Source organism: Pseudomonas sp. AF32 (assembly GCF_022342325.2).
GTDB lineage: Bacteria > Pseudomonadota > Gammaproteobacteria > Pseudomonadales > Pseudomonadaceae > Aquipseudomonas > Aquipseudomonas uvaldensis.
Genome location: NZ_RQJK02000015.1, coordinates 33,526 through 58,888 on the forward strand (window position 1 = coordinate 33,526; position 25,363 = coordinate 58,888).

The window sequence follows — 25,363 nt, forward strand, 5'->3', positions numbered from 1 at the left end:
AAACAAGCCGCGACGCCTCTTGCCAAGGTGTCGCGGTTTTTTATTGGGCCGGGTATTCGTGCAACAAACCAAGCGCTCAGTATTTCCAGAACATGGGCGTGAACAGTACCAGGACGGTCAGAATCTCCAATCGGCCGAGCAACATGCCAACGGTCAAGAGCCATTTGGCCGCGTCCGGCAAGGTCGAAAAGTTGCCGGCTGGCCCGATGATCGATCCCAGCCCCGGCCCCACGTTGCACACGGCGGTGGCTGCGCCGGTCAAGGCGGTTGTCCAGTCCAGACCGATCAGCGCCAGCCCCAGGGCGATGCCGCCGATGGTGACGGTGAAGAAAAACGAAAAGGTCAGCAACGAACGGACGATCTCTTCGTCAATGGGACGGTTGTTGTACTTTTTCTGGATCACCGCCCGTGGATGGATCAGCTGTTTCAAACTGCCCATGAGCAACTCGCCAGCCACCTGGAAGCGAAAGATCTTGAGTCCGCCGGCCGTTGAGCCCGAACAGCCGCCGACAAATGTCAGGTAGAAAAACAGCAGCAAGGCAAAACTCCCCCAGAGGGTGTAATCGCCCAGTGCGACGCCTGTGGTGGTCACTACCGACGTCACATTGACCGCCACGATACGCACCGCGTCCCACCAAGAATGATCGCTGTTCAGGCTCAGCCAGGTCCCGACCACGAGCCAGGTGATGACCAGGAAGCCGACAAATCCTCTGACTTGCTGATCCCTGAGCAACGCACGCCTGTTGCCGCGCAGGGTGGCGACATACAGGGTAAAGGGCAGGGAACCGGCCATCATCACCACCACCGATACCCAGTGGATGGCCGGTTGAGGCCAATGCCCGAGGGACGCATCCGAGGTAGAAAAGCCTCCCGTGGAAATGAGCGACATGGCGTGATTGATCGCTTCGAAGGGGGTCATGCCGGCCCACCACAAGGCCAGGGCCGCCAGAGCGGTCAGGCCCGTGTAGATCCACAGGATGTAGTTCGCCGCGACATGGGAGCGCGGGGTGACTTTTTCCGACCAGTCCGATGATTCGGTCTGGAACAGGCGCATGCCGCCGACCCGCAGCAGCGGCAGGATCGCCACGGCCATGCCGATAAAGCCGATGCCGCCAAGCCAGTGCAGCATCGAGCGCCAGATCAACAGGCCGGGGGACGCATTGTCCAGGCCCGTCAGGATGGTCGAACCGGTGGTCGTGATGCCCGACATCGTCTCGAAAAAAGCGTCGGTGTAGCTGATGTGCTGGATGAACACCATTGGCAGGGCGGCGAATGCGCAAACGATGATCCAACTGGCGCTGGTCAGCAGGTACATGTCCCTGGGGCGCATATGCGTGTGCTCTGGGCGACCGCGCGCCACCAGGGCGATGCCGCAGACAAGGGTGATCAGACTCGACCACAGGAAGGCGGACAGGTCATCGTTTCGCTCGTACAACATGAGCGTCAGGAGCGGGATCGCCATGCTGGCGGCCAGGGTGATCAAGAAAATGCCGAGAATGAAGCCGATGAACCGTAATACCGCAAAAGACATGGTGTGCGTCCGGTGAATGAGCCGCCCAGTATCGATTTCTCCGGACGGATGCAGCGTAAAGTTTGAGTAAAAAGAGCCAGGACGGCGCTGCTCAGGTGGCCATGGTTGGCGAAGTTCGCTGGGCAGTTTTGTCCAATACCCCGAGTAGCACGCCATTTATCCTGATCGCCACCTCACAGACAAGAAGAAGGTATGGCGATGAGTCTGATATTTTCCATGGCGGCTTTTGCGCTGGTCGCCTCCATTACACCGGGGCCGGTCAATATCGTGGCGCTCAGTTCCGGAGCCCGTTACGGTTTTCGCGCCACATTGGGCCATGTGGCCGGCGCAACCCTGGGATTTGTATTGCTGCTGGTGCTGATGGGGCTGGGGTTGCATGAAGTCTTGCAGCATTGGCCTGGTCTCACGCGGGTGGTGCAACTGGGAGGCGTGGGGTTTCTATTGTTCATGGCCTGGAAGCTGGCGCTGGATGATGGAGACCTCGGCGCTGCAGAGGCGGGAAGGGCGCCGTCGATGTTCCATGGCGCGCTGATGCAATGGCTCAACCCCAAGGCCTGGTTGGCTTGCGTGGCGGGAATGGGGGCATTCGTGGCGGATGGTGAAGCGCGGCTGGTCTGGCAATTCGCGGCCATTTACCTGGTGATCTGTTACGTCTCGGTGGGCTGCTGGGCCTATGCCGGGAGTTTTTTGCGGGCCTGGCTGGGCAACCCGGCGACCATGCGCCTGTTCAATCGGACCATGGCGGCGCTGCTGGTTGTCAGTGCGGTGTACCTGCTGCTGCCCTGAGATTGCCCGGCGTCAGCCACGATACTGGCCAGGCGTCGCCGCCAGGTGCTGCTTGAAGGCCCGTTGGAAATGCGCCTGGTCGGCAAAGCCACTGTCCAGCGCGACATCGGCGATCAGCCTGCCTTCGCGCAGTTGACGGCGGGCGAACTGGATCCGTCGGTTGACCAGAAAAGCATGTGGCGTCATCCCGTAATGGCGCTTGAAGGCCCGGCTCAGGTAGGACGGCGAAAGCTGCGCGGCGGCGCAAATGTCTTCGAGCTTCAAGGCTTCGGTGCAGTGGTCGTGGATGAATTGCGCGGCCCGCATCAGGCCCGGATGGCTGCCTCGGTCCGGACGACCCGCTGGGTTGAGACGTTGTTGCAAATCGGTGAAGAACGCTTCGGCGGCGGACTGTTTGCGCCGGGTGTCGATCCGTTCATCCACCAGGAGCCGATACAGCTCCAGCAAGGCGCGGAAGAGTTCGATGTCGCGGCTATGGGTGGTGGCAAAGCCCTGGAAATCCGGGGCTTCGTCAAAGCCGATCCGCTGTTGCAAGTCCGTTAGCCACTGGGTGTCGACATACAACATCACATAGGACCAGGCTTGATTGTCGATGGGGTTGCAGGCATGAACGTCGCCGGGGTTCATCAGCACGACCGTGCCGCTTTCAACCCGGAAGGTCGACTGCTCGTGAAGGTAAGTGCTGCACCCGGCGGTAATCGCTCCGATGGAGAAGTGATCGTGAGCGTGACGCGAATAACAGACCTTGCGTCCGTCGGCGATGGCCCGGGCTTCGATGAAGGGCAGGGCGGCGTCACGCCAGAAGCGCGGCGTGTCATCTGGGTGGACGGGCTTCATCGGGTGGCGTCCTCATGTTGAACCTGTGTCGCAGTGTATTAGCCTTGGTCCGTAAATGCCCGTGGGATTTGCAGCCCGGGCTCGTCAGGCGTTGAAGGGACGCAGGGCTGGACTAGACTCCAGCTGGATCCTACTGCAAGAAGTCCCCTCAATGGAGTTCACGATGCTCGCGCCAGGTAAACCTGACAATGAAGCGGTCCGCCTCAAGAATCTGCAAGCGCTCAAGCTGCTCGACACCGCGCCGGAGGAGCGTTTTGATCGGTTGACCCGGCTGGCCCGACGCCTGTTCGATGTGCCCATTGCGTTGGTGTCCCTGGTGGACGCCGATCGACAGTGGTTCAAATCCAATGCCGGCCTGGACGCCAGTGAATCTTCACGCGAAATTTCCTTCTGTGGGCATGCGATTTTGCAGGATCACGTCCTGGAAATCTGCGATGCGGAGCAAGACGAGCGGTTCTGCGACAATCCGCTGGTGGTGAACGAGCCGGGCATTCGCTTCTATGCCGGGCAGCCGCTGGGGCTGGACGATGGTACCAAGTTGGGGACGTTGTGCCTGATCGATACCCGTCCCCGCAAACTGAACAGCGAGGAACGCGAGTTGTTGCGCGACCTGGCGCGCATGGCCGAGCAGGAGTTGATTGCCGTGCAGATGGCGAGCATGGACGAACTGACGCTGCTGTCCAACCGGCGTGGTTTCAAGACTCTTGCCCAGCATGCCCTGGGCGTCTGTGATCGCTTGGCGCGCCCGGCGACGTTACTGTTCTTCGACCTCAACGGTTTCAAGGCGGTCAACGACCATTTTGGCCACGCCGAGGGCGACCATGCGCTGAAAATCTTTGCCGACGTGCTGCGCATCGCCTTTCGCGAAAGTGACGTGATTGGCCGTTTGGGTGGGGATGAATTCGTGGCGTTGCTCACGGGGGCTTCCCATGTCGAGATAGCGTCGGTAATGGCACGGCTCCAGGAAATCCTGGATGAACGAAATGCAACGTTGCAGCGCGGCTATGACATCCGCTTCAGCGTGGGCCAGATCGAATATGAACCGCAGCGCCACGCGTCGATCGACAGCCTGTTGGCCGACGCGGATGCGGCCATGTATGCGCACAAGCAAGCGCTGCGTCGCTAGGCTCTGTCTGAAAAGCCTTGATACTCGTTCATGCTGCGTTGAAAACCGCCTCGCAATGCTGCGCTTGCTCGGCTGTTTTCGCCTTGCCTGACCTTCGTCTCAAGACTTCTCAAACAGAGCCTGGTATGCCGCGTCGGGTATGCGCTCAACCATTCAACAGCGTCATTGGCTGGGCACCGTACCGCTCACCCGCAACCACGCCGTCGGCGCCGAAAATCCCATCCAACTGGCGCAATTCCTCTTTATCCAGCACAACCGCCCCAGCCGCCACATTGCTTTCCAGGTACTTGCGTTGCTTGGTGCCCGGGATCGGAATGACGTGTTCACCCTGGGCCCATACCCAGCCCAAAGCCAGTTGGGAAGCGCTGACCCCTTTGCTTGCCGCCATGGTTCTGACCCGATCCACCAGCGCCAGGTTGCGATAGAAATTGTCGGCCTGGAAGCGAGGGTTGAAGCGGCGATAGTCATCGGCGGCGAAGTCATCCGGGCTTTTGAGCTCACCCGTCAGGAAGCCGCGCCCCAGAGGGCTATAGGCAACGAACGCTATTCCCAGGCGACGGCAGGTCTCCAGCACGCCGTTGTGTTCGGGGTCCCGCGACCATAGGGAGAATTCGCTCTGGACCGCCGCCAGGGGATGCACTCCGTGGGCCCTTTGGATGGTGTCGGCGCTGGCTTCGGAAATACCGATGTGGCGCACCTTACCAGCCTTGACCAAGTCGGCCATGGCGCCAATCGTTTCCTCGACCGGCACCTGGGGGTCAATGCGATGTTGGTAATAGAGATCGAGATAGTCGGTACCCAGGCGCTTGAGACTGCCATCGATGGATTGCCTGACGTATTCGGGGCGCCCGTTGACGCCTCGGGCGTGAGGATCGTCGCTGCGCACCAGGCCGAACTTGCTCGCCAGGTAGATGCCCTCACGCTTGCCTCGCAGGGCCCGACCGAGCAACTCCTCGTTGGTGTACGGCCCATACATGTCAGCGGTGTCGAACAGTGTGACGCCCAACTCCAGTGCGCGATGCAGCGTGGCGACGGCTTCCCGTTCGTCCACACCCGTGGTGTAGAAATCCGACATGCCCATGCAGCCCAGGCCGATGGCGGAAACGTAGGGGCCTTCGTGGCCCAGTTGGCGGGTTTTCATGATGGGATCTCCTTGGTTATCAGTGACCGGCTCAGTTTCCGCTGGACAGATGACTGGATAAAGCCTGGGTATTTGGTTTAACTGTTCGTGATTCACGAATAATTGGGTGCGAATGATGGATCGCTTACAAGCCATGCAAGTGTTCAGGCGGATCGTTGAGTTGGGTGGTTTCGGCAAGGCCGCCGATGATCTCGGGTTGCCTCGGGCCACGGTCAGCCTGTTGATTCAACAGTTGGAGGCACATCTGGGCGTGCAGCTGCTCCAGCGCACCACGCGGCAGGTGCGTGCGACCCTCGATGGCGAGGCTTATTACGAGCGTTGCGGTCGGCTGCTGGACGATCTCGATGACCTCGAGGGCTCGATGTCGGTGCAACGCAGCCAGCCTCGCGGCGCCTTGAAAGTAGATATGCCGATTGCCTTTGGTTGCACCTGGATCCTGCCGCACCTGCAGGATTTTTATCGACGTTACCCGCTGCTGCGGTTGGACCTGGGTTTTCACGACCGGCAGGTGCACCTGCAACGTGAAGGCGTGGATTGCGCGATCCGCGCCGGCAATATCGTGGATCAGGGACTGGTGGCGCGGCCCATCGTACGGTTGAACCAATTGACGTGCGCCAGCCCGGCCTACCTGGCCCGCTTGGGTACCCCGCGCCAACTGGAGGATCTGGACGGCCACAGTGCGATCAACTTCGGGGCGGGCAACGGGCGGTATTTCCCGTTCGAGTTCGAGGTGGCGGGGCAGGTGCGTGAGTTGCAGTTGCCGGGTGAGCTGACGGTCAACAATGCCGATGCTTACGTCACGGCGTGCGAAGCGGGTTTCGGCTTGATCCAGGTGCCGCGTTACCACGTGCAGCGGCAGCTTGACGAGGGACGTCTGGTGCAGGTGCTGGATGCCTATGCCGTACCAACCTGGCCGATCTCAATCGTGTACCCGCCGCACCGCCAATTGTCGCCCCGGGTACGTGTGTTCATCGATTGGGTCATCGAGCTGTTGCACCGGATTGCGGATACGCAGGCAGCGCTGATGGTCAAGGCCTGACGATCGGCCATCAGCGCGCGACACGTGGTTCAGGTACGACGTGTAAACAGGAACAGGATGATCGCCATCAGACAGACGCTGGCCTGCGTGGCGCCCAGGGTGGTCACCGGTGCGAGGTCCGATGCCGAGCCCAACCACGTCGTTATCGCTGCCGCGCCCATGGTGAGAAAACCCAGCAGCGCAGAGGCGAGGCCGGCTTCTTTACCGAAGGGGCCCAGGGTAATGGCCGTTCCCAACGGGTTCGCAAGGCCCATACCCCACAGGAAGATGACCATCGACAGGGAGTACCAGGCCAGCCCCGGATCGGCGGGGCCAACGATCAGCACAAGTCCGCCCGCCAGTGCGGTGGCGAAGCCCAGGGCGGCAACCCGCCGACTGCCATAGCGTCGGGCCAGGTGCGGAGCCGCCATGCCCGCCGCGAACACGACGAATACAGTCGCGGCGAAATACCACCCGGCCTCCAGAGATGTCAGGCCTATCCCGCTCATCAGGATGGCCGGAGCCGCGCCGAAAGAAGCGAACAGTGCGCTCATCAACAGGCTCACCGACACGGCTGGAAGCACGAAGCGGCGGTCGCGCAGCAAGCCGCCGTACGCCGAAAGAACGCTCAGTGGCGAAAGCGGGGCACGCCGCTCGGCTGGGTGCGTTTCCCCGAGCCCACGGGCATAGAAGATCGCGATGGCGAAGGCCGCCAGAGCGACAAGCCCGAAGATCGCCCGCCAACCCAGCGTCGAGGTCACCAGGCTACCGATCAGCGGGGAAAAGCCCGGCGCGGCAGCCGTGGCGATCATCGTCAGCGACAAGGCCCGGGCCAGACTTTCGCCTTCGAACAGATCGCGAGCGATGGCGCGGGAAAGCACCGCCGCCGCGCAGACCCCCAATGCCTGGATAATCCGTCCAAGCAGGAGCATTTCCAGGGAAGTGGCGAAGCCTGCGACGGCCGTCCCCGCCACGAATATGGATAAGCCGCCGAGAACCAGTTTCTTGCGACCATACCGATCCGCCAGCGGGCCGACGATGAGCTGGGCCAGTGCGAACGTGATGAAGAAACTGGAAAGGGTCAGGCCCAGCGCCCGCGTTGGCACGCCAAGCTCTCGCCCGATATCGGCAAAGGCCGGAAGGATGATGTTGGTGGACAGAATGCTGATCGCAGCGAGGCCGGCCAACAGCGCCACGATCCTGCCGGTCAGCGCCGACTGCCCGGTGGTGGGGGCAGCGGCGGTCTCGCCCTCGGTTCGCGGCAGCGAAGGTGCCTGCGGTCCGGCCATCACGATGCAGCTTCCCAGCGACGGAACAACACGCTGGCATTCACCCCACCAAAGCCAAAGCCATTGGACAGTGCGTAGGTGATGGGCATTTTCCGGGCGCTGAGGCCAACCAGGTCCAATCCATCGGCAGCCTCATCGGGGCTGGACAGGTTCAGGGTAGGAGGCACGATCTGGTCACGCAGCGCCAATACCGTAAAGATCGCCTCGATGCCTCCCGCGGCGCCGAGCAAATGGCCAGTGGCGGACTTGGTGGAGGTGATCGCCACGTTTGAACCGGTCCCGAATACCGACTTGATCGCGGCCAGCTCGCCCTTGTCGCCGACCTGGGTCGAGGTGGCATGGGCATTGATGTGCTGGACCTCGCTGGCGTCCACTCCAGCCTGGCGCAGCGCCTGTTCCATGGCGCGTCGTGCACCGTTGCCGTCTTCGGGGCCCGCGGTCAGGTGGTAGGCATCGGCACTGGTGCCATAACCCACCAGTTCCGCCAGGGGCGTGGCGCCTCGGGCAAGCGCATGTTCCAGTGACTCGATGACCAGCAGCCCGGCGCCTTCAGCCATGACGAAACCATCGCGGTCGCGATCGAATGGGCGCGAGGCGGTTTCAGGTTGCTCCGCCGAATGCGTGGACAGCGCCCGGGCGGCGGCAAAGCAACCCAGGGTCACACGATCCATCGCCGCCTCCGTGCCGCCGCAGATGGCGATGTCTGCTTCATCGCTGGCGATGAGACGGGCCGCATCGCCAATGGCCTGCACACCGGCGGCGCAGGCTGTCACCGGCGCACCGAGGGGGCCTTTGAAACCGTTCTGGATAGAGACGTGTCCTGCCGCCATGTTCGCCAGGAAGGAGGGGGCCGTGAACGGCGATAGCCGGCGAGGACCGCGGGTATCGGTGATACGAATGGCCTCGGCAATCGCTGCGAAACCTCCGACGCCCGACGCGATGATCGTAGCCGTCCGCTCTTGCCGGGACGCCTGTGTCGGATGCCAGCCTGCCTGCTCCAGCGCTTCGTGGGCGGCGACCAGTGCGAATTCGATGAAGCGATCCATCTTCTTGCGTTCTTTCGCCGGGATGAACCGGTCCGGCGTGTAACCGGCCACGGCGTCTTCTTCCAGCGTCGGCACCTGGCCACCTACCGCGACCCCCGTGCCCTCGACCATCTCGTCGGGAAGTCGACGGATGCCTGAGCGTCCGTCGAGCAAACGACGCCATACTTCTTCGACGCCACACCCCAGCGGACCGACGATGCCGGCCCCCGTGACTACAATCCGCTTGCGACCTTTGGAATTAATCATTTGACCCTCGTCATTACTGATTCGGCGCCCGTCGGACCGCGCCGGCCCATTCACCGGCCAGGTTCGACGGAAAATCAGTTTTAGTCAGGTGACTAATAAAGTCAATGGTCACAATTTGCCACAGCCTGCCCGCGATATCACCGCCGTCCGGTTCGCGTACTCACATCCACCCACACCGCCAACACCAGAATGCTGCCCTTGACGATCATCTGCCAGTAACTGTCGACATCAAGCATGGACATGCCATTGTCCAGGCTGGTGATCACCAGTGCACCGAGGAGGGCACCGTAGACGGTGCCGGAGCCACCGCGCATGGAGGTGCCGCCGATGAAGCAGGCAGCGATGGCGTCGAGTTCGCCCATGTTGCCCGCCGAAGGCGAGCCCGCGGCGAGGCGGGCGGTGTTGACCATGCCGGCGAGGGCGCACATCACCCCCATGATGCCGAAGATCCACAGTTTTACCGCCTGCACGTTGATGCCGGACAGCCGCGTGGCTTCCATATTGCTGCCCACTGAATAGACCCGTCGGCCAAACACGGTCTGGCTGGTGACATAGCTGAAGACCCCCAGCAGGATCAGCAGGAGCAGCACCGGCACCGGGATGCCGTCGTAGCTGTTCAGGGTATAGACGAACCCGGCCAGCACCACGCCGATCAGCACCACGCGCAACACGTCACGCACCCATGAATGGGCGGCCAGACCATGGAGGGCGCGGTTGCGGCGCTGTTTCCAGGTCAGGAACAGGGTCAGGGCAAACAACAGCACGCCCAGCCCGGTCCCCACGGTGTGGGGTAAATAACCCTGGCCGACATAGACCAACTCCGGTGATACCGGGGCGATGGTGGTCCCGCCGGTCACGCCCAACAGAATCCCGCGGAAGGCCAGCATGCCGCCCAGACCGACGATGAACGACGGAATGCGCAGGTAGGCGGTCATGTAGCCGTTGCCCAGGCCGATCATCAGTCCGCACAAGGCCACCAGACTCAGGTTCGCCAGCAGTGGGATGTGGTAGACCACATCGAGGATCGCCGCCAGGCCCCCCAGCAACCCGAGTAACGAGCCCACCGACAGGTCGATTTCGCCGCTGATGATCACCAGCACCATGCCGCAGGCGAGGATGCCGGTGATGGACATTTGCCGCAGCAGGTTGGACAGGTTGCGCGGCGTCAGGAACCCGCCGTCGGTTTGCCAACTGAAGAACAACCAGATGACCGCCACGGCAATCACCAGCGCGAGCATTTTGTAGCGGCTGAAAAGTTGTTTGACCTGATTCATCTACGCGGACTTCCGATCTTTGTTGTCATGACTGTCTGGATGGCTGAGCGCGGCGGCGAGCACTTGTTCCTGGGTGAGTCCCTGATTGACGAAGTCGCCACGCAACTGGCCTTCGCCGATCACCAGCACGCGGTCGGAAACTCCCAGCACTTCGGCCAGTTCCGAAGACACCATGATGATCGACACGCCTTCGGCCGCCAGCGCGCCCATCAGTTTGTAGATCTCGTACTTGGCCCCGACGTCGACGCCTCGGGTAGGCTCGTCGAGAATCAGCACGCGGGGTTTGGTCAGGAGCATCTTCGCCAGCACGGCCTTCTGTTGGTTGCCGCCGGAAAGTCCGGTGATCGGCAGGAACGGGCTGGCCGTCTTGAGGTGCATGCGCGAGATTTCCCGGTGAACGCAGCCCAGCTCCGCTTCGGCGTCGATGCGGGTCATTTTCGAATAGTTTTCCAGCACGGCCAGCGTAATGTTCTGGCCCACCCCCAGGTCCGGAATGATGCCCTGGCGCTTGCGATCTTCGGGCACCATGCACAAGCCGGCGCGGATCGACTTGAGCGGCGTGCCCGTGTCGACCGGTTGGCCGTCGAGCCAGACCTCGCCTTCGTGGCGACCGGGATAGGCACCGAACAGTGCCGACACCAGTTCGGTGCGGCCGGCGCCCACCAGCCCGGCGATACCGAGGATTTCCCCGCGCTTGAGGACGAACGAAATGTCGTCGACCCGTTTGCGCCTGGGGTTGTCGACGTCGTAGCAGGTGATGTGGCGCGCTTCGAAGATCACCTCGCCGATGTCATGGGGTTCGGTGGGGTAGAGGTTACTCATTTCCCGCCCGACCATCTGGGTGATGATTTTCTGGATGTCCATGTCGGCCATGGCGGTGGTGGCGATGTGTTTGCCATCGCGGATCACTGAAATGGTGTCGCATACGGCAGCGACTTCATCGAGCTTGTGGGAAATGTACACGCACGCCACGCCCTTGGCCTTGAGGTCACGGATGATGTCCAGCAACACTTCGATTTCCGAGCGGGTCAGGGCCGATGACGGTTCATCGAGAATCAGCAGGCGCGCCTGTTTGTTCAACGCCTTGGCGATCTCCACCAGTTGCTGGTAGCCGCCGCCGTACTGGGACACCGGCAGCGAGACGTTCATGTCCGGTACCTTGAGTTCGCGCATCAGGGCTTCGGCGCGGTGGATCATCGCCGGATAGTTCATGCGTCCGCCGGGCAGCGTCAGCTCGTGGCCCATGAAGATGTTCTCGGCCACCGACAGGTCGGGAACCAGCGTCAGTTCCTGGTGAATGATGACGATCCCGGCGGCTTCGGTTTCACTGATCGATTGCGCCCGGAGCGGCTGGCCGTCCCAGAGGATTTCACCGTCCCAGGTGCCGTAGGGATAGACCGCCGACAGCACTTTCATCAGCGTGGATTTGCCGGCGCCGTTCTCGCCGCACAGGCCAACGCATTCACCGGGCCTGACCTTGATGTCGATGCCGTTGAGGGCCTTGACGCCGTCGAAGGTCTTGACGATGCCGTTCATTTGCAGGAGGTAGTCGGACATGAGGAAGGCTCGAAGAGATATGGCCGCAGGGCCAGGTTCGTCTTAATGCCAAAATCAGGCGCAACCCTGTGGGAGCGGGCTTGCTCGCGAAAGCGGTGAATCAGTCACAAACGTAGCTGGCTGATACACCGCATTCGCGAGCAAGCCCGCTCCCACAGGTTCAATCGCATTGCGCCGGTCACTGCCCGGCGAGCTGCGCCTTGGTGTAGAACCCGTCCTTTTCCAGCAGGTCGATGTTGTCCTTGGTCAACGGTGTGGGCGTCAGCAGGATGGTGTCGACTTTCTTGCTGCCATTGTCGTACTGCGAGCTGAAGGCCGGTTTCTCGTTGCGTGCCAGTTGCACCGAGAGCTTGGCGGCCTCCGAGGCGATCAGTTTCAGTGGCTTGTAGACGGTCATCGTCTGGGTGCCGTCGAGCACCCGCTTGACCGCCGCGAGGTCGGCATCCTGGCCCGAGATCGGTACCTTGCCGGCCAGTTTCTGTGCGGCCAGGGCCTGGATGGCGCCGCCGGCGGTGGCGTCGTTGGAGGCGACGATGCCATCGATCTTGTTGTTGTTCCGGGTCAGGGCGTTTTCAACGATGCTCAAGGCTTCGGTGGGGTTCCATTCCTTCACCCATTGCTGGCCGACGATCTTGATATCGCCCTTGTCGATGGCCGGTTGCAGCACCTTCATCTGGCCTTCGCGCAGGACCTTGGCGTTGTTGTCCGTCGGCGCGCCACCCAGCAGGAAATAATTGCCCTTGGGCGCCGCCTTCAACACGCCGCTGGCCTGCATTTCACCAACCTTTTCGTTATCGAAGGAAATGTAGGCGTCGATATCGGCGTTCAGGATCAGTCGGTCATAGGACACGACCTTGATTCCGGCCTTCTTGGCTTCGGCGACGGCGTTGGTCAGCACGGTGGCGTTGAACGGCACGATGACGATCACATCGACGCCACGGGAAATGAGGTTTTCGATCTGCGAAATCTGTTTCTGCTCGTTGGCATCGGCCGATTGCACATAGACCTTGGCGTCGAGTTTTTCCGCCGCCGCGACGAAGTAATCCCGGTCACGCGACCAGCGTTCCAGGCGCAGGTCATCGATGGAGAAACCGATCTTCGGGTGGGTGGCGTCGGCCATGACCGGAAGCGACAGCAGGGCCAGGGCGCCGGCGAGCAACGTGCGTTTGAAAGTTTTCATGGGTTGCGTCCTTTTATTGTTGTTTGAAAGACACTGCCTGACGGTGAACGTAATGCCGGTAGAACTGTAGAGAGTCGCGGGGCGACGCGAGCAGAGATTTGTCGCGAGAATGTAACAGCCTCGCGGCGCCCCCGGTCCTCCCGTCGTCAGGGGTAGATGAACCGGTTGACTACGTTTTCGAGCATCTCCTGCCGACCGCTGACGGCCTGGGGATTCAGTTCGTTGGCGAAGGCGTGCTCGGCCAGCGAGGCGAGGCTGAACTCGCCCGCCAGAACTGCCTGACCGAAAGGCTGTTGCCAACCGGCGTAGCGTTGATCCTTGAGTTGCTGGAGCCGGTCATTGCGCACCATGGCGGCGGCGCGTTCCAGAGACAGGGCAAGCACGTCCATGGCGGCGATGTGGCCGTAGAACAGATCGATCTCGTCCACGCTCTGGCGCCGGACCTTGGCGTCGAAGTTGAAGCCGCCATTGCTGAAGCCGCCGGCCTTGAGAATTTCATAAACGGCCAGGGTCATTTCCTCGACGCTGTTGGGAAACTGGTCGGTGTCCCAGCCGTTCTGCGGATCGCCGCGGTTGGCATCGATGCTGCCGAAGATCCCCAGCGAAACGGCCGTGGCGATCTCGTGATGGAAACTGTGACCGGCCAGGGTCGCATGGTTGGCCTCGATGTTGACCTTGATTTCTTTCTCCAGGCCGAACTGTTGCAGGAAGCCGAAGACTGTGGCGCTGTCGTAGTCGTATTGGTGCTTGGTCGGTTCCTGGGGCTTGGGTTCGATCAGCAGGTCGCCCTTGAAGCCGATCTTGTGCTTGTGCTCGACCACCATGCCCATGAAGCGGCCCAACTGCTCGCGCTCGCGTTTCAGGTCCGTGTTGAGCAGGGTTTCGTAGCCTTCGCGCCCGCCCCACAGCACGTAATTGGCGCCTTTGAGGCGTTGGGTGGCGTTCAGGGCGCTGAACACCTGGGCGGCAGCGCAGGCGAACACTTCCGGGTCCGGGTTGGTGGCGGCGCCGGCGGCAAAGCGCGGATGACTGAAGCAGTTGGCGGTGCCCCACAGCAACTTGATCCCGGTCTGCTCCTGATGGCGTTCCAGATGATCGATCATCTGGGCAAAGTGGTTGCGGTAGTCCTTCAGCGAGTGGCCTTCGGGGGCGACATCGGTGTCATGGAAGCAGTAGTAGTCGACGCCCAGTTTGGAGAAAAACTCGAAGGCTGCCTCGGCCTTCCCGATGGCCACGGCCATCGGATCCCCGGCCTGGTGCCAGGGGCGCTTGAAGGTACCGGCGCCAAACACGTCCGACCCCGGCCAGACGAATGAGTGCCAATAGCAGACCGCCATGCGCAGGTGCTCGCGCATGGGTTTGCCAAGGATGAGTTTGTTGGCGTCGTAGTGGCGAAAGGCAAGGGGCGAGTCGCTGGCAGGCCCCTCGTAGCGAATCTTGTCGACAACGGGAAAGTAAGGCATTGCAATTTCCTTGTTGTTCTTGGCGGTGTCTCGATACTAGCAACGGCTCCAAGGTTGCCGATTATGAAAATCACCAAAGCGTGGTGCGATTTTGAGTAGTAATCTGCACTGACCGTCTCGGTGTTTCCGGCCCAGGGTCCAGACAATGAAAACCGTGCCTCCTGTCCACCGCATTGCGCTGTTGTTCAATGGCAGCAAGATCTATGACCGCGGCATCATCAGCGGTATCGGCAATTACCTGAGCAGTACTCGCGCCTCTTGGGATCTGTTCCTGGAAGAGGATTTCCTCTGCCGATTGAGAGGCATCGAGCGCTGGCAGGGCGACGGAATCATCGCCGACTTCGACGACCCGCAGATCGGTGAGGCGCTGGCCGGGATCCGCATGCCCGTGGTGGCCGTGGGTGGGTCCTACCAGGACGAGGGCGCCTACCCCAAGGGCATTCCTTATGTCGCCACCGATAACTTCGCCTTGATCAAGCTGGCGTACGAACACTTGATCGAAGCCGGGTTGACGCGCTTCGCTTGCTTCAGCCTGCCTGAATCGCAAGCCAATCGCTGGGCGCAGGAGCGGGAAAAGGCCTTTCGCTCACTGGTGCAACGCGATGGCCTGCCGGCCGAGGTCTATCGCGGCATGGGTACCAGCGCACCGCTCTGGGACAGCGCCGTCGAACAGCAGATCGCCTGGCTGCAAAGCCTGCCCAAACCCATCGGCATCATCGCCGTCAGCGATGCGCGAGCCCGGCAATTGCTGCAAGCCTGCCTGACGGCCGGTATCGCCGTACCGGAGCAAGTGGCGCTGATCGGCATCGACAACGACCCTCTGACCCGAAGCTTGACCCGGGTACCGCTGAGCTCAGTCATCCAGGGCACCGAAACCATGGGGCGGACCGCCGCACGGCTGCTCCACCAGATGTTGCATGGCATGCCGTCTTCGGGCACTCAGGTGCTGATCCCTCCGGACGCAATCAACGTCCAGGCGTCGAGCCTGCATCAGCCGCTGGGTAACCCCTACGTCATGCAAGCCCTGCTCTTTATCCGCCAGTACGCCTGCCAGGGCATCAAGACCGCCCAAGTGGCGGGATATGTCGGGGTCTCGCGGTCATCGCTTGAGGCGCATTTTCGCAGGGAGCGAGGACGCAGCGTGCATGACGAGATCCTGCGGTTCAAATTGGCGGCCGCTGCCAGCGGGTTGCAGAAGACGGATCTGGCGATTGCGGACGTGGCCCGGAACTGCGGCTTCAAGTCGGCGCAATATCTGCACACAGTATTTCGTCGGGAGTTTGGGTGCACGCCGAGGCAGTATCAGCAAGGGGAGCGCGAGCATTCTCCAATGCGCGCGCTTTGAATTTTACCGATGCCGATAAATTCAGGTTGTGAAAAAACACAACTGGAGTAGCATCCGGCTCAAGGACAGGGAAGCCCATGGATATACTCAAGCCATCACGTTTTGACGACGCAGCAGTTCTATACCCGAACGACAAGGCCGGGCTCGATCGCTGCCTGCGCCTTTTGAAGATGGCCCGTCCGACAGCATTCGCGGACCTGCAAGGACTTTTCGGTACGCACGGTATCGACCTGTTCAAGCCCAGGGCCGCAGTGAACTGGGTCGTGATTGACGTAGGCGGCAACAACCTCAGGGTGATAGGCGGTATCAACTACATCCGGCAGAAGTTCTACGTCAAACACATCTACACACATGCCGACTACGACGTCGCGAACGTCTGGTATGCAAGAAACAAAGGGATAAAGAGATGAGCGCAGCCCCAAACCACCTCCAGACCGTGATCGCAACCCTCGGTGAGCTGCAAGCAGTACTGGACCGCCTGCGCGGTGAGTTCGTGCATGGAATCAAGACGCCTGCCGACTATGAACGGGCGACCGACCTGCTCGATGAACTCACCGATGGTCGCGAACTGAGCAAGGTGGAGGAGAAGATTCTCATCGAGCTCGAGGATGCAATCCTGGCTTACCAACGCGAGTCCGACCAGTTTCGCGAATCCAATGCCGCCCTCGAGGCGACATGCACCCCGGTGCAACTGATCAGGGACTTGATGGAAACCCTCGGGCTGACCGGATCGGATCTTCCCGAGATCGGTGACAAGACGGCGGTGTCGAAAGTGCTCAGCGGAGACAGGCCTATCAGTCACAAGATGGCCTATGCACTGGCAAAGCGGTTCGCGATGGACCCAAGTGCTTTCGTGCCGACGGCGCCGGCCAAGGCAGCTCGCATGGAAACGGTTCGACCCGCCGTGAAGAAAGCCCCCGCTTATTATCATTCCCGCAGTGAACCTCTGGCTGCACATGCAGTGACGGAGGCTGCTACCGACGAGTACAAGGTGGGCGCTTCCAGTAAGCGCAAGAAAACCGCCAAGGACCCGGCAAAAGAGTAGGACTCGCCTGCATCACGCCCTGCGTAGCGGTGACGATTCCTGTCATCCTGAATGAACAACCTGTCTTGCATCGGCATCCAACGCTCGAATTTCCTGCGATAAAGAGCCTGCCGATGCATCCCGATCATGCCGACATTGAAAAGCCATCCCAGGGGCGAGCTTCTGCCCAATCGAAACCAAGCGACGAAAAGCTCGAAGTGTCCCCCAGCGGGGACGAAGAAACGGGCTCCATGTCTCGTCCGCCCATCATAGGCGTTACCGCGTGCGCCTGGCAGATCGGCCCGCACGCCGTCCAGATCAGCAACGACAAGTATTCCCAGGCGGTTGCCACCGCCGCCAAAGGGCTACCGTTCATTTTGCCTCTGTTCCCGGACTTGCTTGACCTGGCCGAGATCCTCGAAAACGTGGACGGGCTGCTCTTCACCGGTTCGCCCTCCAATATCGAGCCCAAACATTACGGCGGTCTGCCCAGCCCGCCCGGTACACCGCACGACGCCGCCCGCGATCAGTTGACGCTGCCGCTCTGGCGCGCTGCCGTCGAGGCCGGTGTCCCGGTGTTGGGCATCTGCCGGGGTTTTCAGGAAATGAACGTGGCCTTCGGTGGCACCCTCCATCAGCAACTCGATGGGCCAGGTGCCGAACACGAGCCTCCCAGTAACGAGCCCGTCGAAGACCAGTATGCCCGCACCCACGCCATGACCGTGCAGCCCGGCGGGGTGCTCTCCCGTTTGGGGCTGTCAGGCGTGATCGAAGTCAATTCCGTACATGGCCAGGGCATTGCGCGGTTGGGCAATGGCCTGCGCGTCGAGGCGGTGGCCGAGGACGGGCTGGTGGAGGGACTTTCCGTAGAAGGCAGTAAGGCTTTTGCCTTGGGCATACAGTGGCATCCGGAATGGCAGGTGATGCGCAATCCGGATTACCTGGCAATCTTCCAGGCATTTGGCAACGCATGCCGAAAGCGGGCCGGACGACGTGCCACGGCGGCGAACGGTCATTGACGACTCGATACCTGTCTCAATACTGCAGCGCCACCGCCGCGTTGTAGCGCGTCTGTAATTCATCGTAGCCGGACCGGACCGCGGCGAGATCCTGGTTCAACGCCGTGGCGTCGGCACCCGATGCCCAGTGTCGTTGCAGGCGCTCGACGGCACCGAGCCATTCCTTGGCCGCCAGGCTGATTGAGCTCCACACGGGCTGCCCGCCATCGGACGAGCGTAACCGGGGCCGCGCCTGTACGAAGGCCTCGGCGGCCGTCCAGCTGGTGGTGAGCGGTCGATAGAAGTCGAGCAACTGTTGCGGTGTCAAATCCGCCCCGTTGGTCATGGCGTCCAGAGCGTTGATGGTTTCGCGTGCGTGGATCATGAAGCGCAGCGTATGCCAATGCTGGTCGTGCCCCAGGCGTTGTTCGATGGATGCCAGCTGCTGCTCACGAACCAACAGTTGCGGCCGTTCCAAGGCCTGGCGCAAGGGAATCGATTGGGTACGGACTTCTTGCAGACCCGAGCGCAGGGCGCGGTCGAGTGGTTCGAGTCGCGATTGATCCCGATCGCTGGGCCGGGTCGCCAGCCATCGCTCGGTCGCTTCGGCATGCGGTCGCAGGCTGTCATAGGCTCTGACGTAGTTTTTGGCGAAGTACTGCAAGCTGCCGGGTTCTCCATCGAACCATCGGTAGCAGGGCGATGGTTGGGTGTCCTTGGAAGGAATGACGTTGCCGGAGCCCATGCCGAAGCCGGAAAACAACCTCCGGTAAGGGCTGGTCTCGGTGGCTGGCGCAATCAAGTCGCGGTAGTCGGCAAAGCGACGTTCCAGAAGGTCCGCGCCGTTCAACAGGCAGGTGTTGATCTGTTGGACTTCGAGCCAACGCGAACGGGTTTGCTGATCGATGTGCCTTGGCCCCTCCAATTGCAGGACCAGCCAGGTCAGGCCCAGCAGCGCGATAACGGCAATGGCAAAGGCTCGGTTACTGATCATGGTTGATCTGCCTGGGACGTCTTGGGCACATGCCACTGGGTGGCGGACAATTGCGCTGGGCAGGGCGTCGTGGTGAGCTGGCGGGCGACGCAGGTTCGCTGCGGCCAGGCCTGCAGACCCTCGTTGGCGGCGAGTGGCGCGTTCCCTGCGAAGGTATTGCCCAACAGGACCAGGGGAATGAGGATGCCCAGGAAAAGGCCGACCAGGACGTCGTCCGGCAACCGTTCATAAAGCCGCGAATACAGTGAAGCGACGCGTTTGGAAGCCGCGAACCGGCTCATGATGGCCGACAGGGCGAGGATGCCGAAATACGTGGCCGACCCTGCAAGCCCCCCAGCCATGTAGATGACACCACCCAGCAGCCCGACCCACAGGCTCTCGCGAATCGGTAGCGGGGCAGGACGCCTGAAGCTGAGCCAGTGCCCGTATCGCTCGTGGAGCCACTGGTCGAGGCGCCATGCGCGGCTCAACATTTTGCAGCCCGCGTTGAGTATCCACGCGACAGCACCGAGAAACAGGGCACGCAGGAGCAGATCGATCACGCTGACGTAGAAGCTGCCACCGAGGCGATACTCCAGCAGCCAACTCATGCAGGCGCTGGCGCCAACGATGGCCGCTGGCACGGCCACCGCAGGTGGCCGCCGGCGCAGCGGGCGCCAGTTGTCGGGGGCCAGCTGGGGCATTTGGTACAACAGTTGCGGATGGCGAAGCTGAACAGTGCGATACAGCTCCTCGCAGGCGTCCCAGTCGGCCGCGCTGAACGTAATGCTCAGGCGCACGCGGGCGTCTTCGTCCAGGGATCCAAACAACATGCGTGCTGCCTGGGAGGCGCTGCTGTCGTAGAACTGGGTGAGCCGGACCTGGTTTTGCACGAACGTGGCGCAGTGACTTTGAGCCAGCAGCTGGCTCCACCAGGGCTCGGGGCAAGCGCTGTGGTGGCCGCTCAGCCTCCACCCCTGTTGGGCACACACGCCTTCGAAGAGTCGTTCCGACCAGCCCGGTGCCTGCAGCAGGATGATGGCCAGACTCTGGTTCAGCCATTGGCGCGCGTCCAGTGTTTGCAGCCAGGGACTGGCTGCGAGCTGTCGGGCCAGATCGAGGAAACGCTGGGTATCGTGCCAGACCTCGGTCAAGCGGGAACAGGCATGATCCATGAGCCTGCTGCGCAGGTGTTCGGTGGCGGCAGGGGGCAGGTCTTCACGCTGCCAGGGCGTGAGCCAGTGCAACTGCTCGATGGCCGCTTCGGCCAGCGCGTAGTTGTCCTCATCTGGCAGACAGCGCTGCAGCAGACCGTGCTCGAACGCTTGCTCGCAACCCTGGAGGCGCGCCTGGGCCAGGCGGTCGGCGAGGTTGGCAGCGTCGATCCCCTCCAGGCATTGCTCAGCCAGGCGCTGGGCCGGGGAGGGCCTTTCGAGTGGGTGAGGTGGCACGGGCAGTGGTGCCTGAACGTCGTCGAGAGGCGCAGGCAGTTGGCTGAGGGTAGGGGCTTGAGGTTGCCATTCGGCCCATTCCAAAGCCTGTTCATAGGCTTGGCGCAACTTCTGGAAACCCTCGGGATCATCGTCCGGCCGATGGCGCTTGAGCAGGCTGGCGTACTGGCGCTTGATGCTGCGCTTGTCGGCGTCTTCCGACAGTCCCAATACTTCCCAGCAACTCATCGCCAGACATCCCGTTCCAACGTATCGAGCTGCTCCGAAATCTGTATCCGCATCGCCCGGATATCATGAAGCTCCTGGGTTTCGAGCATCTGGGCGAAACGAGTGGCTAGGTCATCGATCCGCTGACGCAGTTCACCGCGGCTTTCCTGGTAAAGGCGTTCAAGTCGTGCGACCAGCACGGTATTGGGCTGTTCGTCGCGCGGGTGGATCTTCAGCGCCTCCAGCGCTTTGAGACGCCGGGCGATCTCTTCGTCGTCCAGCACGCCGGCGTTATTGGCAATCACCAGATTGTGCCGTTCCCCGGTCTGGACGGTTTGCGCATCGGCTTCCAGCAGGCCATTGGTGTCGTACGTGAAACGTACGTCGATACTCACTTCCCCCGCAGGCATGGGCGGCACTGGAATTTCCAGTTCGCCAAGGAGAATATTCTCGCTGACCTGGCGGCTCTCGCCCTGATAAACCTTCAGCACAACGACTTTCTGCTGGTCGCGCAGGGTCACCACACGCTTGACCCTGCTCACGGGCACCACACAGTTGCGTTCGATGATCGGCAGGTAATGGCCGGATTCGAGTCTGCCACCGTACTCGACGGAAATCTCGATGCCCATGGAATAAGGGCAGACATCGGTGAGCACCACTTCTTCAAGCGCCGCATCGCGGCTTTTCAATCCCGCCTGCACGGCAGCACCCAGTGCCACGGCTTCGTCAGGGTTGAGCTGGATGGACGGGAAGCGCCCGAACAGACTGGCGGTCAATTTGCGTACCAGCGGCATTCGGGTGGTTCCGCCGACCAGCAGCACTTCGTCAAGTTCACTGGCGCGGATGCGGGCATCGCGCAGGGCGGTCTCGATGGGCGCACGCAGGCGAGCGAACAGCGGGGCATAGAGCTCGGCCATCTGCGCCTGGGTGTATTCATGGTGCCATTCCCGGTCGCCATGGCGCACCGAAAACGTGGTGCTGGGGTCATGACCGAGGGATTTGCGCACGCGTTCGGCTTCACGGCGCAAGCGGCCAAACAGGTGCGCGTCTCCAAGGGGGACGGGACCTGCGGCAGCCTTGGCCTGGGTGGCGACGAAAGACTGGAGCAGCAATGTGTCGAAGTCTTCGCCGCCCAGGTAGTTGTCGCCGGCACTGGCCCGGACCTCCATCACCCCTTCGAACAGTTCCAGGATCGACACGTCGAAGGTCCCGCCGCCGAGGTCGAACACCAGAAAGGTGCTGGCGTTGTCGCGCTGGTGCAGCCCGTAGGCGAGGGCGGCAGCCGTGGGTTCGTTGATGAGCCGTTCGACCTTGAGGCCGGCCAGTTCACCGGCGATGCGCGTGGCTTTGCGCTGGGCATCGTTGAAGTAGGCCGGCACGCTGATGACGGCTTCCTCGACCGGTTCGCCGAAATGCCGCTCGGCATCCTCGCGCAGGCTGCGCAGGACCATGGCCGAAAGCTCTTCGGCGCGGAACGGGCGATTGCCCAGCGTGGTCAGGCGGGCGCTGCCCATGTAGCGCTTGAAGAGCGCGGCGGTCGCCTGGGGATGGGTTTGCAGGCGTTCCAGTGCGGGCCGGCCGACCATCATCCGACCTTCATCATCGAGCCCCACCACACTGGGCGTCAGCCATTCACCGAGCGCATTGGGCACCAGTTGCGCGGCGCCATCGCGCCATGCCGCGATCAGGCTATGGGTGGTGCCCAGGTCAATGCCGACAATCATGTCCGTTAAGCCTCCCTTACTTGATGGTTGCTCGCGATGGCGCTACCTGCGAGCCGGCCAGCGTAGCAGAGATGTATCGACGTGGCGTAGGCAGTCTTGTTTCATTTTCAGCCCGGGCTTTGTACGAACGACGCCTGATCGCCGTTCAGCGACTTTTCGTACAGAGCCTAACGTTCCTCCCGCATGATCCGATCCACTTCGCCAGAAGCCTTCAACTGCTCGAAAGCGCGCCGTGCCCGGGCGACGATTTCGTCTGAAGTGTCCAGGCTGAAGGCCATGGAGACACTGGCCGGCCGCTCGTCGATGGAATAGGCCTCTTCAAGCGCGTCAAACGGCACGTGCTCGTCCTCGCTGATCACTCGTGCCGCATTCTCGGGCATGGGCAATAGCTGGACCTGGTGGTTGAGCAGTTTTTGAAAATTGTCGCGACGATCGGCCGAGACGACCAGCCGGGTGAATCCCTGTTGTTCCAGCAGTAACTGCTTGGAGTCGTTGCGCACCACCCCCACGCTGTAGCGTTTGGCGTCTTCCAGGCTGGCCAGAACGATATCGTGGCGCTTGCGCAGCTTGTAGAGCTTGATCGTGACCCGCTCCAGTTCACCCACCCATTTGAACAATGGCTCGCGCAGCGCGGTGCGATCCATTGGATAGATCAGTACATTGGGTTCGTGCAGGGCCTTTTCATAAGCCCGGGCCCAAGGATAGAGCAGGATATGGTGATCGGTCAGTCCTGCTTTTTTCAGGGTTTCTTCGACGACGCGGGTGCCTGGCCCCACGAGTTTGTCATCACGAAGGTAGGCATACAGGGAGTCCTCGGTCACCACCTCGATCTCCAGGGCATGACTCGCCTGGGGGAACAAAACGAGGATGCAATACAGGCAGAACGTCAGGCAGTAATGCATACAGGTCTCACTGGTCTTGGAGGGCGACGCGATTGCGCCCCTGGTGTTTGGCCCGGTAAAGCGCTTGGTCGGCGCGTTGCAGCAACTGATCGAAATGGTCCATGGTCAGTGGGTCCAGCTCGGCCACGCCGATGCTCAAGGTGACGAAGGGCGATACCGCCGAGCCGCCGTGGGGCAGCTCGCGTGCGGCCAAGTGTGCCCGCACTTGTTGGGCCGCCTCGTAAGCCTGTCTGGCGTCGACGTTGGGCAGCATGACGACGAACTCCTCGCCGCCCACGCGCGCGGTCAGTTCCCCCGAGCGTTCGAAGACGCTGCGCAGGGTTTCAGCGATCTGTTGCAGGCACTGGTCACCTTTCAGGTGGCCGTAGGTGTCGTTGTAGGCCTTGAAAAAATCGACATCGCACATGAGCACTGTCAGCGGGATCTTGTGGCGCAGCGCGCGACGGAATTCGATTTCCTTCAGCTCGTCGAAATACCGACGGTTGGGCAGGCCCGTCAATGCATCGTGGCGTGACAGCGCTTCAAGGGCCTGGTTGGCGGCCTTGAGTTCAGCGGTACGCGCCTCGACCAGCTCGGCCAATTGATCGCGGCTGGCGGCCATCGCCAGTTCGTCCTGGTGCTGGCGTTCCAGGTGGGCCTGGAGGTTGTCCTGAAGCTCGTTGACCTGGGATTCGAGCAGGCTCAGTTCGTCCTGGCCATGCACCGAGCGCTGCAATTTGAAATGTCGCTTGAGGGTTCCCGGCGTAAGGTTTCCCAGGTGCCGGGCAATGTGGACAACGTGCACCGTCACCAGGCGGTTGAACATGGTCATGACCAGGCCCGCCAGCAACAGTGACTGGATGACCTGGGTGATGACGATGCTGCGAGCTTCGCCCCAGAGGCGTTCCCAGAGCAGATTGTTATCGCCTTCGATCGTCAGATCGCCGACTTTTTCATGGGCGCCGGCATAGGGCTGGGCAACCAGCTCACGGTGCAACACAGGCGCCGGGCCGGCGTTCACTGCGTTGTATCGATTGAGTTCGATGACCTCGGTCGACTGGCCGGGACGCGGGATCGTGAGCAACAGGCGTCCGACCGGTGCCGCCTTCGCGACGCTGGCGAGCTGCTTGTTCAACGATTCGCGGTCCATTTCCCAGATGGCATGGGACAGGGTGTTCTGGAACACCTGGTCGATCAGGACCAGTTCCGAATTCATTTCCGCCAGGTTTTGTTCCCAGGCGAGCCAGGTCCGCAAGGTGACCATCGCCAGGGTAAAGATCAAACAGAACAACAGCGTCGCCAGTACCAGGCGCCGCCCAAGGGATCTGAATACCTTTATCTTTGTCTGTTGCGCGGTCGCCGTCTCGCCATTACGCGCCATATCACAACCATTTACGCAGGATGGCATCGTAGACGCCGTTGCGACGGATGGTTGCCAGGCCAGCGCGGAACTTCTCCACCGTTTCGACAGGTGTATTGCGGCTGAACGCCATGCTCAGGCCTTCATCGCTGCTCAGGTCGGGAATCGGCAGCGAACGAATCAACACCTTATCCGGGTCCTCGCCGTTCTGGCGGGTCAGGTACAGCGCGTTGAGCTCGTTGGAGATCCACATCTCCACATGGTCGACTTTGAGCTTGCGGTAGTTGTGTTCGTACTTGGTGCTTGATTGCAACTGCTCGCCGATGCGGAAACCCTTCGAAATCAGGTATTGCTCGCCCACGTCCTGGTTGACGGTGGCAATCTGGAAGCCCTTGGCATCCTCCAGCGAATTGAGCTTCACCGGCCGGTCAGCCAGCGAATACAGGTACCACCGGGTCGGAGCGATGGCGCCTACCCAGTGGAACAGCGATTCACGCGCAGGCGTGCGGGCGATCGAGTAGATCAGGACGTTGCTTTCATTGAGGGCCAGCTCGTAGGCGCGTGCCCAGGGCATGGACTGGATCGACGCGTGCACGCCGACTTCCTTGAGGACAGCCTCGACCACTTCGGTGCTCATGCCGGTCACTCGTCCATCCTGGGTCATGTTGTACGGAGGCAGCTCCTCCGTGACGATGCGCAACGGAGCCTCTGCCGCAGCATTCGGCGAAAACCCGCCTGCGGTCACGAGCATCAGTACGACAAGCACCAGTAAGCGATTAAACGGCAAGACCATCGATTGTTTACCTTATACGACCAGCAGGGCCCGGCGAGGCCTTGGAGTCCATCTACTCAATGGTTATCGGCTGGGCCAATCCTGGCTTGAATGTCACTCGTCGAGGCGAAGCA

At 61.6% G+C, this 25,363-nt stretch carries 22 protein-coding genes; 7 read left to right on the top strand and 15 right to left on the bottom strand.

Annotated elements, in window-relative coordinates:
- Positions 1-76: 76 nt before the first annotated feature.
- Positions 77-1,531, bottom strand: coding sequence for a TrkH family potassium uptake protein (locus tag EGM97_RS15360; RefSeq protein WP_238962133.1), 1,455 nt, complete (start codon positions 1,529-1,531; stop codon positions 77-79).
- 198 nt (positions 1,532-1,729) lie between these two features.
- Between EGM97_RS15360 and EGM97_RS15365 the strand changes: the two genes are divergently transcribed.
- Positions 1,730-2,317 (top strand): LysE family translocator, encoded by a 588-nt coding sequence (locus tag EGM97_RS15365; RefSeq protein WP_238962132.1) that lies wholly within the window; start codon positions 1,730-1,732, stop codon positions 2,315-2,317.
- A 12-nt stretch (positions 2,318-2,329) separates the two neighbouring features.
- Here the strand turns inward: EGM97_RS15365 and EGM97_RS15370 are convergent, their stop codons facing one another.
- Positions 2,330-3,154: a helix-turn-helix transcriptional regulator gene (locus tag EGM97_RS15370; RefSeq protein ID WP_238962131.1), complete on the bottom strand. Its 825-nt coding sequence runs from the start codon at positions 3,152-3,154 to the stop codon at positions 2,330-2,332.
- Between the two features lie 163 nt (positions 3,155-3,317).
- On the opposite strand from EGM97_RS15370, the gene EGM97_RS15375 reads away from it, so the two are divergent.
- Positions 3,318-4,280, top strand: a complete 963-nt coding sequence (locus tag EGM97_RS15375; RefSeq protein WP_238962130.1) for a sensor domain-containing diguanylate cyclase — start codon at positions 3,318-3,320, stop codon at positions 4,278-4,280.
- A gap of 145 nt (positions 4,281-4,425) precedes the next feature.
- Here EGM97_RS15375 and EGM97_RS15380 read toward each other — a convergent pair whose 3' ends face one another.
- Positions 4,426-5,421: an aldo/keto reductase gene (locus tag EGM97_RS15380; protein ID WP_238962129.1), complete on the bottom strand. Its 996-nt coding sequence runs from the start codon at positions 5,419-5,421 to the stop codon at positions 4,426-4,428.
- A gap of 115 nt (positions 5,422-5,536) precedes the next feature.
- On the opposite strand from EGM97_RS15380, the gene EGM97_RS15385 reads away from it, so the two are divergent.
- Complete coding sequence (locus EGM97_RS15385) at positions 5,537-6,460, top strand: LysR family transcriptional regulator (RefSeq protein WP_238962128.1); 924 nt, start codon at positions 5,537-5,539, stop codon at positions 6,458-6,460.
- 29 nt (positions 6,461-6,489) lie between these two features.
- On the opposite strand, the gene EGM97_RS15390 is transcribed toward EGM97_RS15385, so the two are convergent.
- From EGM97_RS15390 to xylA, 6 genes are all read right to left on the bottom strand, one after another.
- Positions 6,490-7,728: a multidrug effflux MFS transporter gene (locus EGM97_RS15390; protein ID WP_275300602.1), complete on the bottom strand. Its 1,239-nt coding sequence runs from the start codon at positions 7,726-7,728 to the stop codon at positions 6,490-6,492.
- On the bottom strand, positions 7,728-9,020 hold the full coding sequence (gene fabF / locus EGM97_RS15395) for a beta-ketoacyl-ACP synthase II (protein WP_238962126.1): 1,293 nt from the start codon (positions 9,018-9,020) through the stop codon (positions 7,728-7,730). The genes EGM97_RS15390 and fabF overlap by 1 nt, the downstream gene beginning before the upstream one ends.
- Before the next feature lie 137 nt (positions 9,021-9,157).
- Positions 9,158-10,294 carry a sugar ABC transporter permease gene (locus EGM97_RS15400; protein WP_238962125.1) on the bottom strand — a complete coding sequence of 379 codons (1,137 nt, stop codon included), beginning with the start codon at positions 10,292-10,294 and terminating at the stop codon, positions 9,158-9,160.
- On the bottom strand, positions 10,295-11,851 hold the full coding sequence (xylG, locus tag EGM97_RS15405) for a D-xylose ABC transporter ATP-binding protein (protein ID WP_238962124.1): 1,557 nt from the start codon (positions 11,849-11,851) through the stop codon (positions 10,295-10,297).
- 178 nt (positions 11,852-12,029) lie between these two features.
- Positions 12,030-13,031, bottom strand: coding sequence for a D-xylose ABC transporter substrate-binding protein (gene xylF / locus EGM97_RS15410; RefSeq protein ID WP_238962123.1), 1,002 nt, complete (start codon positions 13,029-13,031; stop codon positions 12,030-12,032).
- 146 nt (positions 13,032-13,177) lie between these two features.
- On the bottom strand, positions 13,178-14,494 hold the full coding sequence (xylA, locus tag EGM97_RS15415) for a xylose isomerase (protein ID WP_238962122.1): 1,317 nt from the start codon (positions 14,492-14,494) through the stop codon (positions 13,178-13,180).
- A 145-nt stretch (positions 14,495-14,639) separates the two neighbouring features.
- Here xylA and EGM97_RS15420 point away from each other — a divergent pair, with 145 nt between their 5' ends.
- The 4 genes from EGM97_RS15420 (at position 14,640) to EGM97_RS15435 (ending at position 17,882) form a co-directional block, all read left to right on the top strand.
- On the top strand, positions 14,640-15,839 hold the full coding sequence (locus EGM97_RS15420; RefSeq protein ID WP_238962121.1) for a XylR family transcriptional regulator: 1,200 nt from the start codon (positions 14,640-14,642) through the stop codon (positions 15,837-15,839).
- A gap of 77 nt (positions 15,840-15,916) precedes the next feature.
- Positions 15,917-16,249, top strand: a complete 333-nt coding sequence (locus EGM97_RS15425; RefSeq protein WP_238962120.1) for a type II toxin-antitoxin system HigB family toxin — start codon at positions 15,917-15,919, stop codon at positions 16,247-16,249.
- Positions 16,246-16,884, top strand: a complete 639-nt coding sequence (locus tag EGM97_RS15430; protein ID WP_238962119.1) for a helix-turn-helix domain-containing protein — start codon at positions 16,246-16,248, stop codon at positions 16,882-16,884. Before EGM97_RS15425 ends, EGM97_RS15430 begins: the two co-directional genes overlap by 4 nt.
- A gap of 230 nt (positions 16,885-17,114) precedes the next feature.
- Positions 17,115-17,882: a gamma-glutamyl-gamma-aminobutyrate hydrolase family protein gene (locus EGM97_RS15435; protein ID WP_238962118.1), complete on the top strand. Its 768-nt coding sequence runs from the start codon at positions 17,115-17,117 to the stop codon at positions 17,880-17,882.
- 16 nt (positions 17,883-17,898) lie between these two features.
- Here EGM97_RS15435 and EGM97_RS15440 read toward each other — a convergent pair whose 3' ends face one another.
- The 6 genes from EGM97_RS15440 to EGM97_RS15465 all read right to left on the bottom strand — a co-directional run bounded on the left by EGM97_RS15440 (position 17,899) and on the right by EGM97_RS15465 (position 25,250).
- A complete protein-coding gene (locus tag EGM97_RS15440) occupies positions 17,899-18,855 on the bottom strand; it encodes a DUF3829 domain-containing protein (protein WP_238962117.1) in 957 nt (318 codons plus the stop codon).
- Positions 18,852-20,513 (bottom strand): J domain-containing protein, encoded by a 1,662-nt coding sequence (locus EGM97_RS15445; protein ID WP_238962116.1) that lies wholly within the window; start codon positions 20,511-20,513, stop codon positions 18,852-18,854. The genes EGM97_RS15440 and EGM97_RS15445 overlap by 4 nt, the downstream gene beginning before the upstream one ends.
- The gene (locus EGM97_RS15450; RefSeq protein WP_238962115.1) at positions 20,510-22,216 is read right to left on the bottom strand and encodes a molecular chaperone HscC; all 1,707 of its coding nucleotides are present in this window, start codon (positions 22,214-22,216) and stop codon (positions 20,510-20,512) included. The genes EGM97_RS15445 and EGM97_RS15450 overlap by 4 nt, the downstream gene beginning before the upstream one ends.
- Positions 22,217-22,383: 167 nt before the next feature.
- The gene (locus tag EGM97_RS15455; RefSeq protein WP_238962114.1) at positions 22,384-23,118 is read right to left on the bottom strand and encodes a substrate-binding periplasmic protein; all 735 of its coding nucleotides are present in this window, start codon (positions 23,116-23,118) and stop codon (positions 22,384-22,386) included.
- Between the two features lie 7 nt (positions 23,119-23,125).
- On the bottom strand, positions 23,126-24,478 hold the full coding sequence (locus EGM97_RS15460) for a GGDEF domain-containing protein (RefSeq protein ID WP_238962113.1): 1,353 nt from the start codon (positions 24,476-24,478) through the stop codon (positions 23,126-23,128).
- Between the two features lies 1 nt (position 24,479).
- Positions 24,480-25,250 (bottom strand): substrate-binding periplasmic protein, encoded by a 771-nt coding sequence (locus EGM97_RS15465; RefSeq protein WP_238962112.1) that lies wholly within the window; start codon positions 25,248-25,250, stop codon positions 24,480-24,482.
- Positions 25,251-25,363 lie beyond the last annotated feature (113 nt).

Coding starts and splice junctions, on each gene's coding strand:
- EGM97_RS15425 (WP_238962120.1), top strand. CDS start 15,917: ATGGATATACTCAAGCCATCACGTTTTGACGACGCAGCAGTTCTATAC.
- xylG (WP_238962124.1), bottom strand. CDS start 11,851: ATGTCCGACTACCTCCTGCAAATGAACGGCATCGTCAAGACCTTCGAC.
- EGM97_RS15460 (WP_238962113.1), bottom strand. CDS start 24,478: ATGGCGCGTAATGGCGAGACGGCGACCGCGCAACAGACAAAGATAAAG.
- EGM97_RS15465 (WP_238962112.1), bottom strand. CDS start 25,250: ATGGTCTTGCCGTTTAATCGCTTACTGGTGCTTGTCGTACTGATGCTC.
- EGM97_RS15450 (WP_238962115.1), bottom strand. CDS start 22,216: ATGATTGTCGGCATTGACCTGGGCACCACCCATAGCCTGATCGCGGCA.
- EGM97_RS15455 (WP_238962114.1), bottom strand. CDS start 23,118: ATGCATTACTGCCTGACGTTCTGCCTGTATTGCATCCTCGTTTTGTTC.
- EGM97_RS15440 (WP_238962117.1), bottom strand. CDS start 18,855: ATGATCAGTAACCGAGCCTTTGCCATTGCCGTTATCGCGCTGCTGGGC.
- EGM97_RS15430 (WP_238962119.1), top strand. CDS start 16,246: ATGAGCGCAGCCCCAAACCACCTCCAGACCGTGATCGCAACCCTCGGT.
- EGM97_RS15375 (WP_238962130.1), top strand. CDS start 3,318: ATGCTCGCGCCAGGTAAACCTGACAATGAAGCGGTCCGCCTCAAGAAT.
- EGM97_RS15390 (WP_275300602.1), bottom strand. CDS start 7,728: ATGGCCGGACCGCAGGCACCTTCGCTGCCGCGAACCGAGGGCGAGACC.
- xylA (WP_238962122.1), bottom strand. CDS start 14,494: ATGCCTTACTTTCCCGTTGTCGACAAGATTCGCTACGAGGGGCCTGCC.
- EGM97_RS15380 (WP_238962129.1), bottom strand. CDS start 5,421: ATGAAAACCCGCCAACTGGGCCACGAAGGCCCCTACGTTTCCGCCATC.
- xylF (WP_238962123.1), bottom strand. CDS start 13,031: ATGAAAACTTTCAAACGCACGTTGCTCGCCGGCGCCCTGGCCCTGCTG.
- EGM97_RS15365 (WP_238962132.1), top strand. CDS start 1,730: ATGAGTCTGATATTTTCCATGGCGGCTTTTGCGCTGGTCGCCTCCATT.
- EGM97_RS15435 (WP_238962118.1), top strand. CDS start 17,115: ATGTCTCGTCCGCCCATCATAGGCGTTACCGCGTGCGCCTGGCAGATC.
- EGM97_RS15445 (WP_238962116.1), bottom strand. CDS start 20,513: ATGAGTTGCTGGGAAGTATTGGGACTGTCGGAAGACGCCGACAAGCGC.
- EGM97_RS15420 (WP_238962121.1), top strand. CDS start 14,640: ATGAAAACCGTGCCTCCTGTCCACCGCATTGCGCTGTTGTTCAATGGC.
- EGM97_RS15385 (WP_238962128.1), top strand. CDS start 5,537: ATGGATCGCTTACAAGCCATGCAAGTGTTCAGGCGGATCGTTGAGTTG.
- EGM97_RS15370 (WP_238962131.1), bottom strand. CDS start 3,154: ATGAAGCCCGTCCACCCAGATGACACGCCGCGCTTCTGGCGTGACGCC.
- EGM97_RS15360 (WP_238962133.1), bottom strand. CDS start 1,531: ATGTCTTTTGCGGTATTACGGTTCATCGGCTTCATTCTCGGCATTTTC.
- EGM97_RS15400 (WP_238962125.1), bottom strand. CDS start 10,294: ATGAATCAGGTCAAACAACTTTTCAGCCGCTACAAAATGCTCGCGCTG.
- fabF (WP_238962126.1), bottom strand. CDS start 9,020: ATGATTAATTCCAAAGGTCGCAAGCGGATTGTAGTCACGGGGGCCGGC.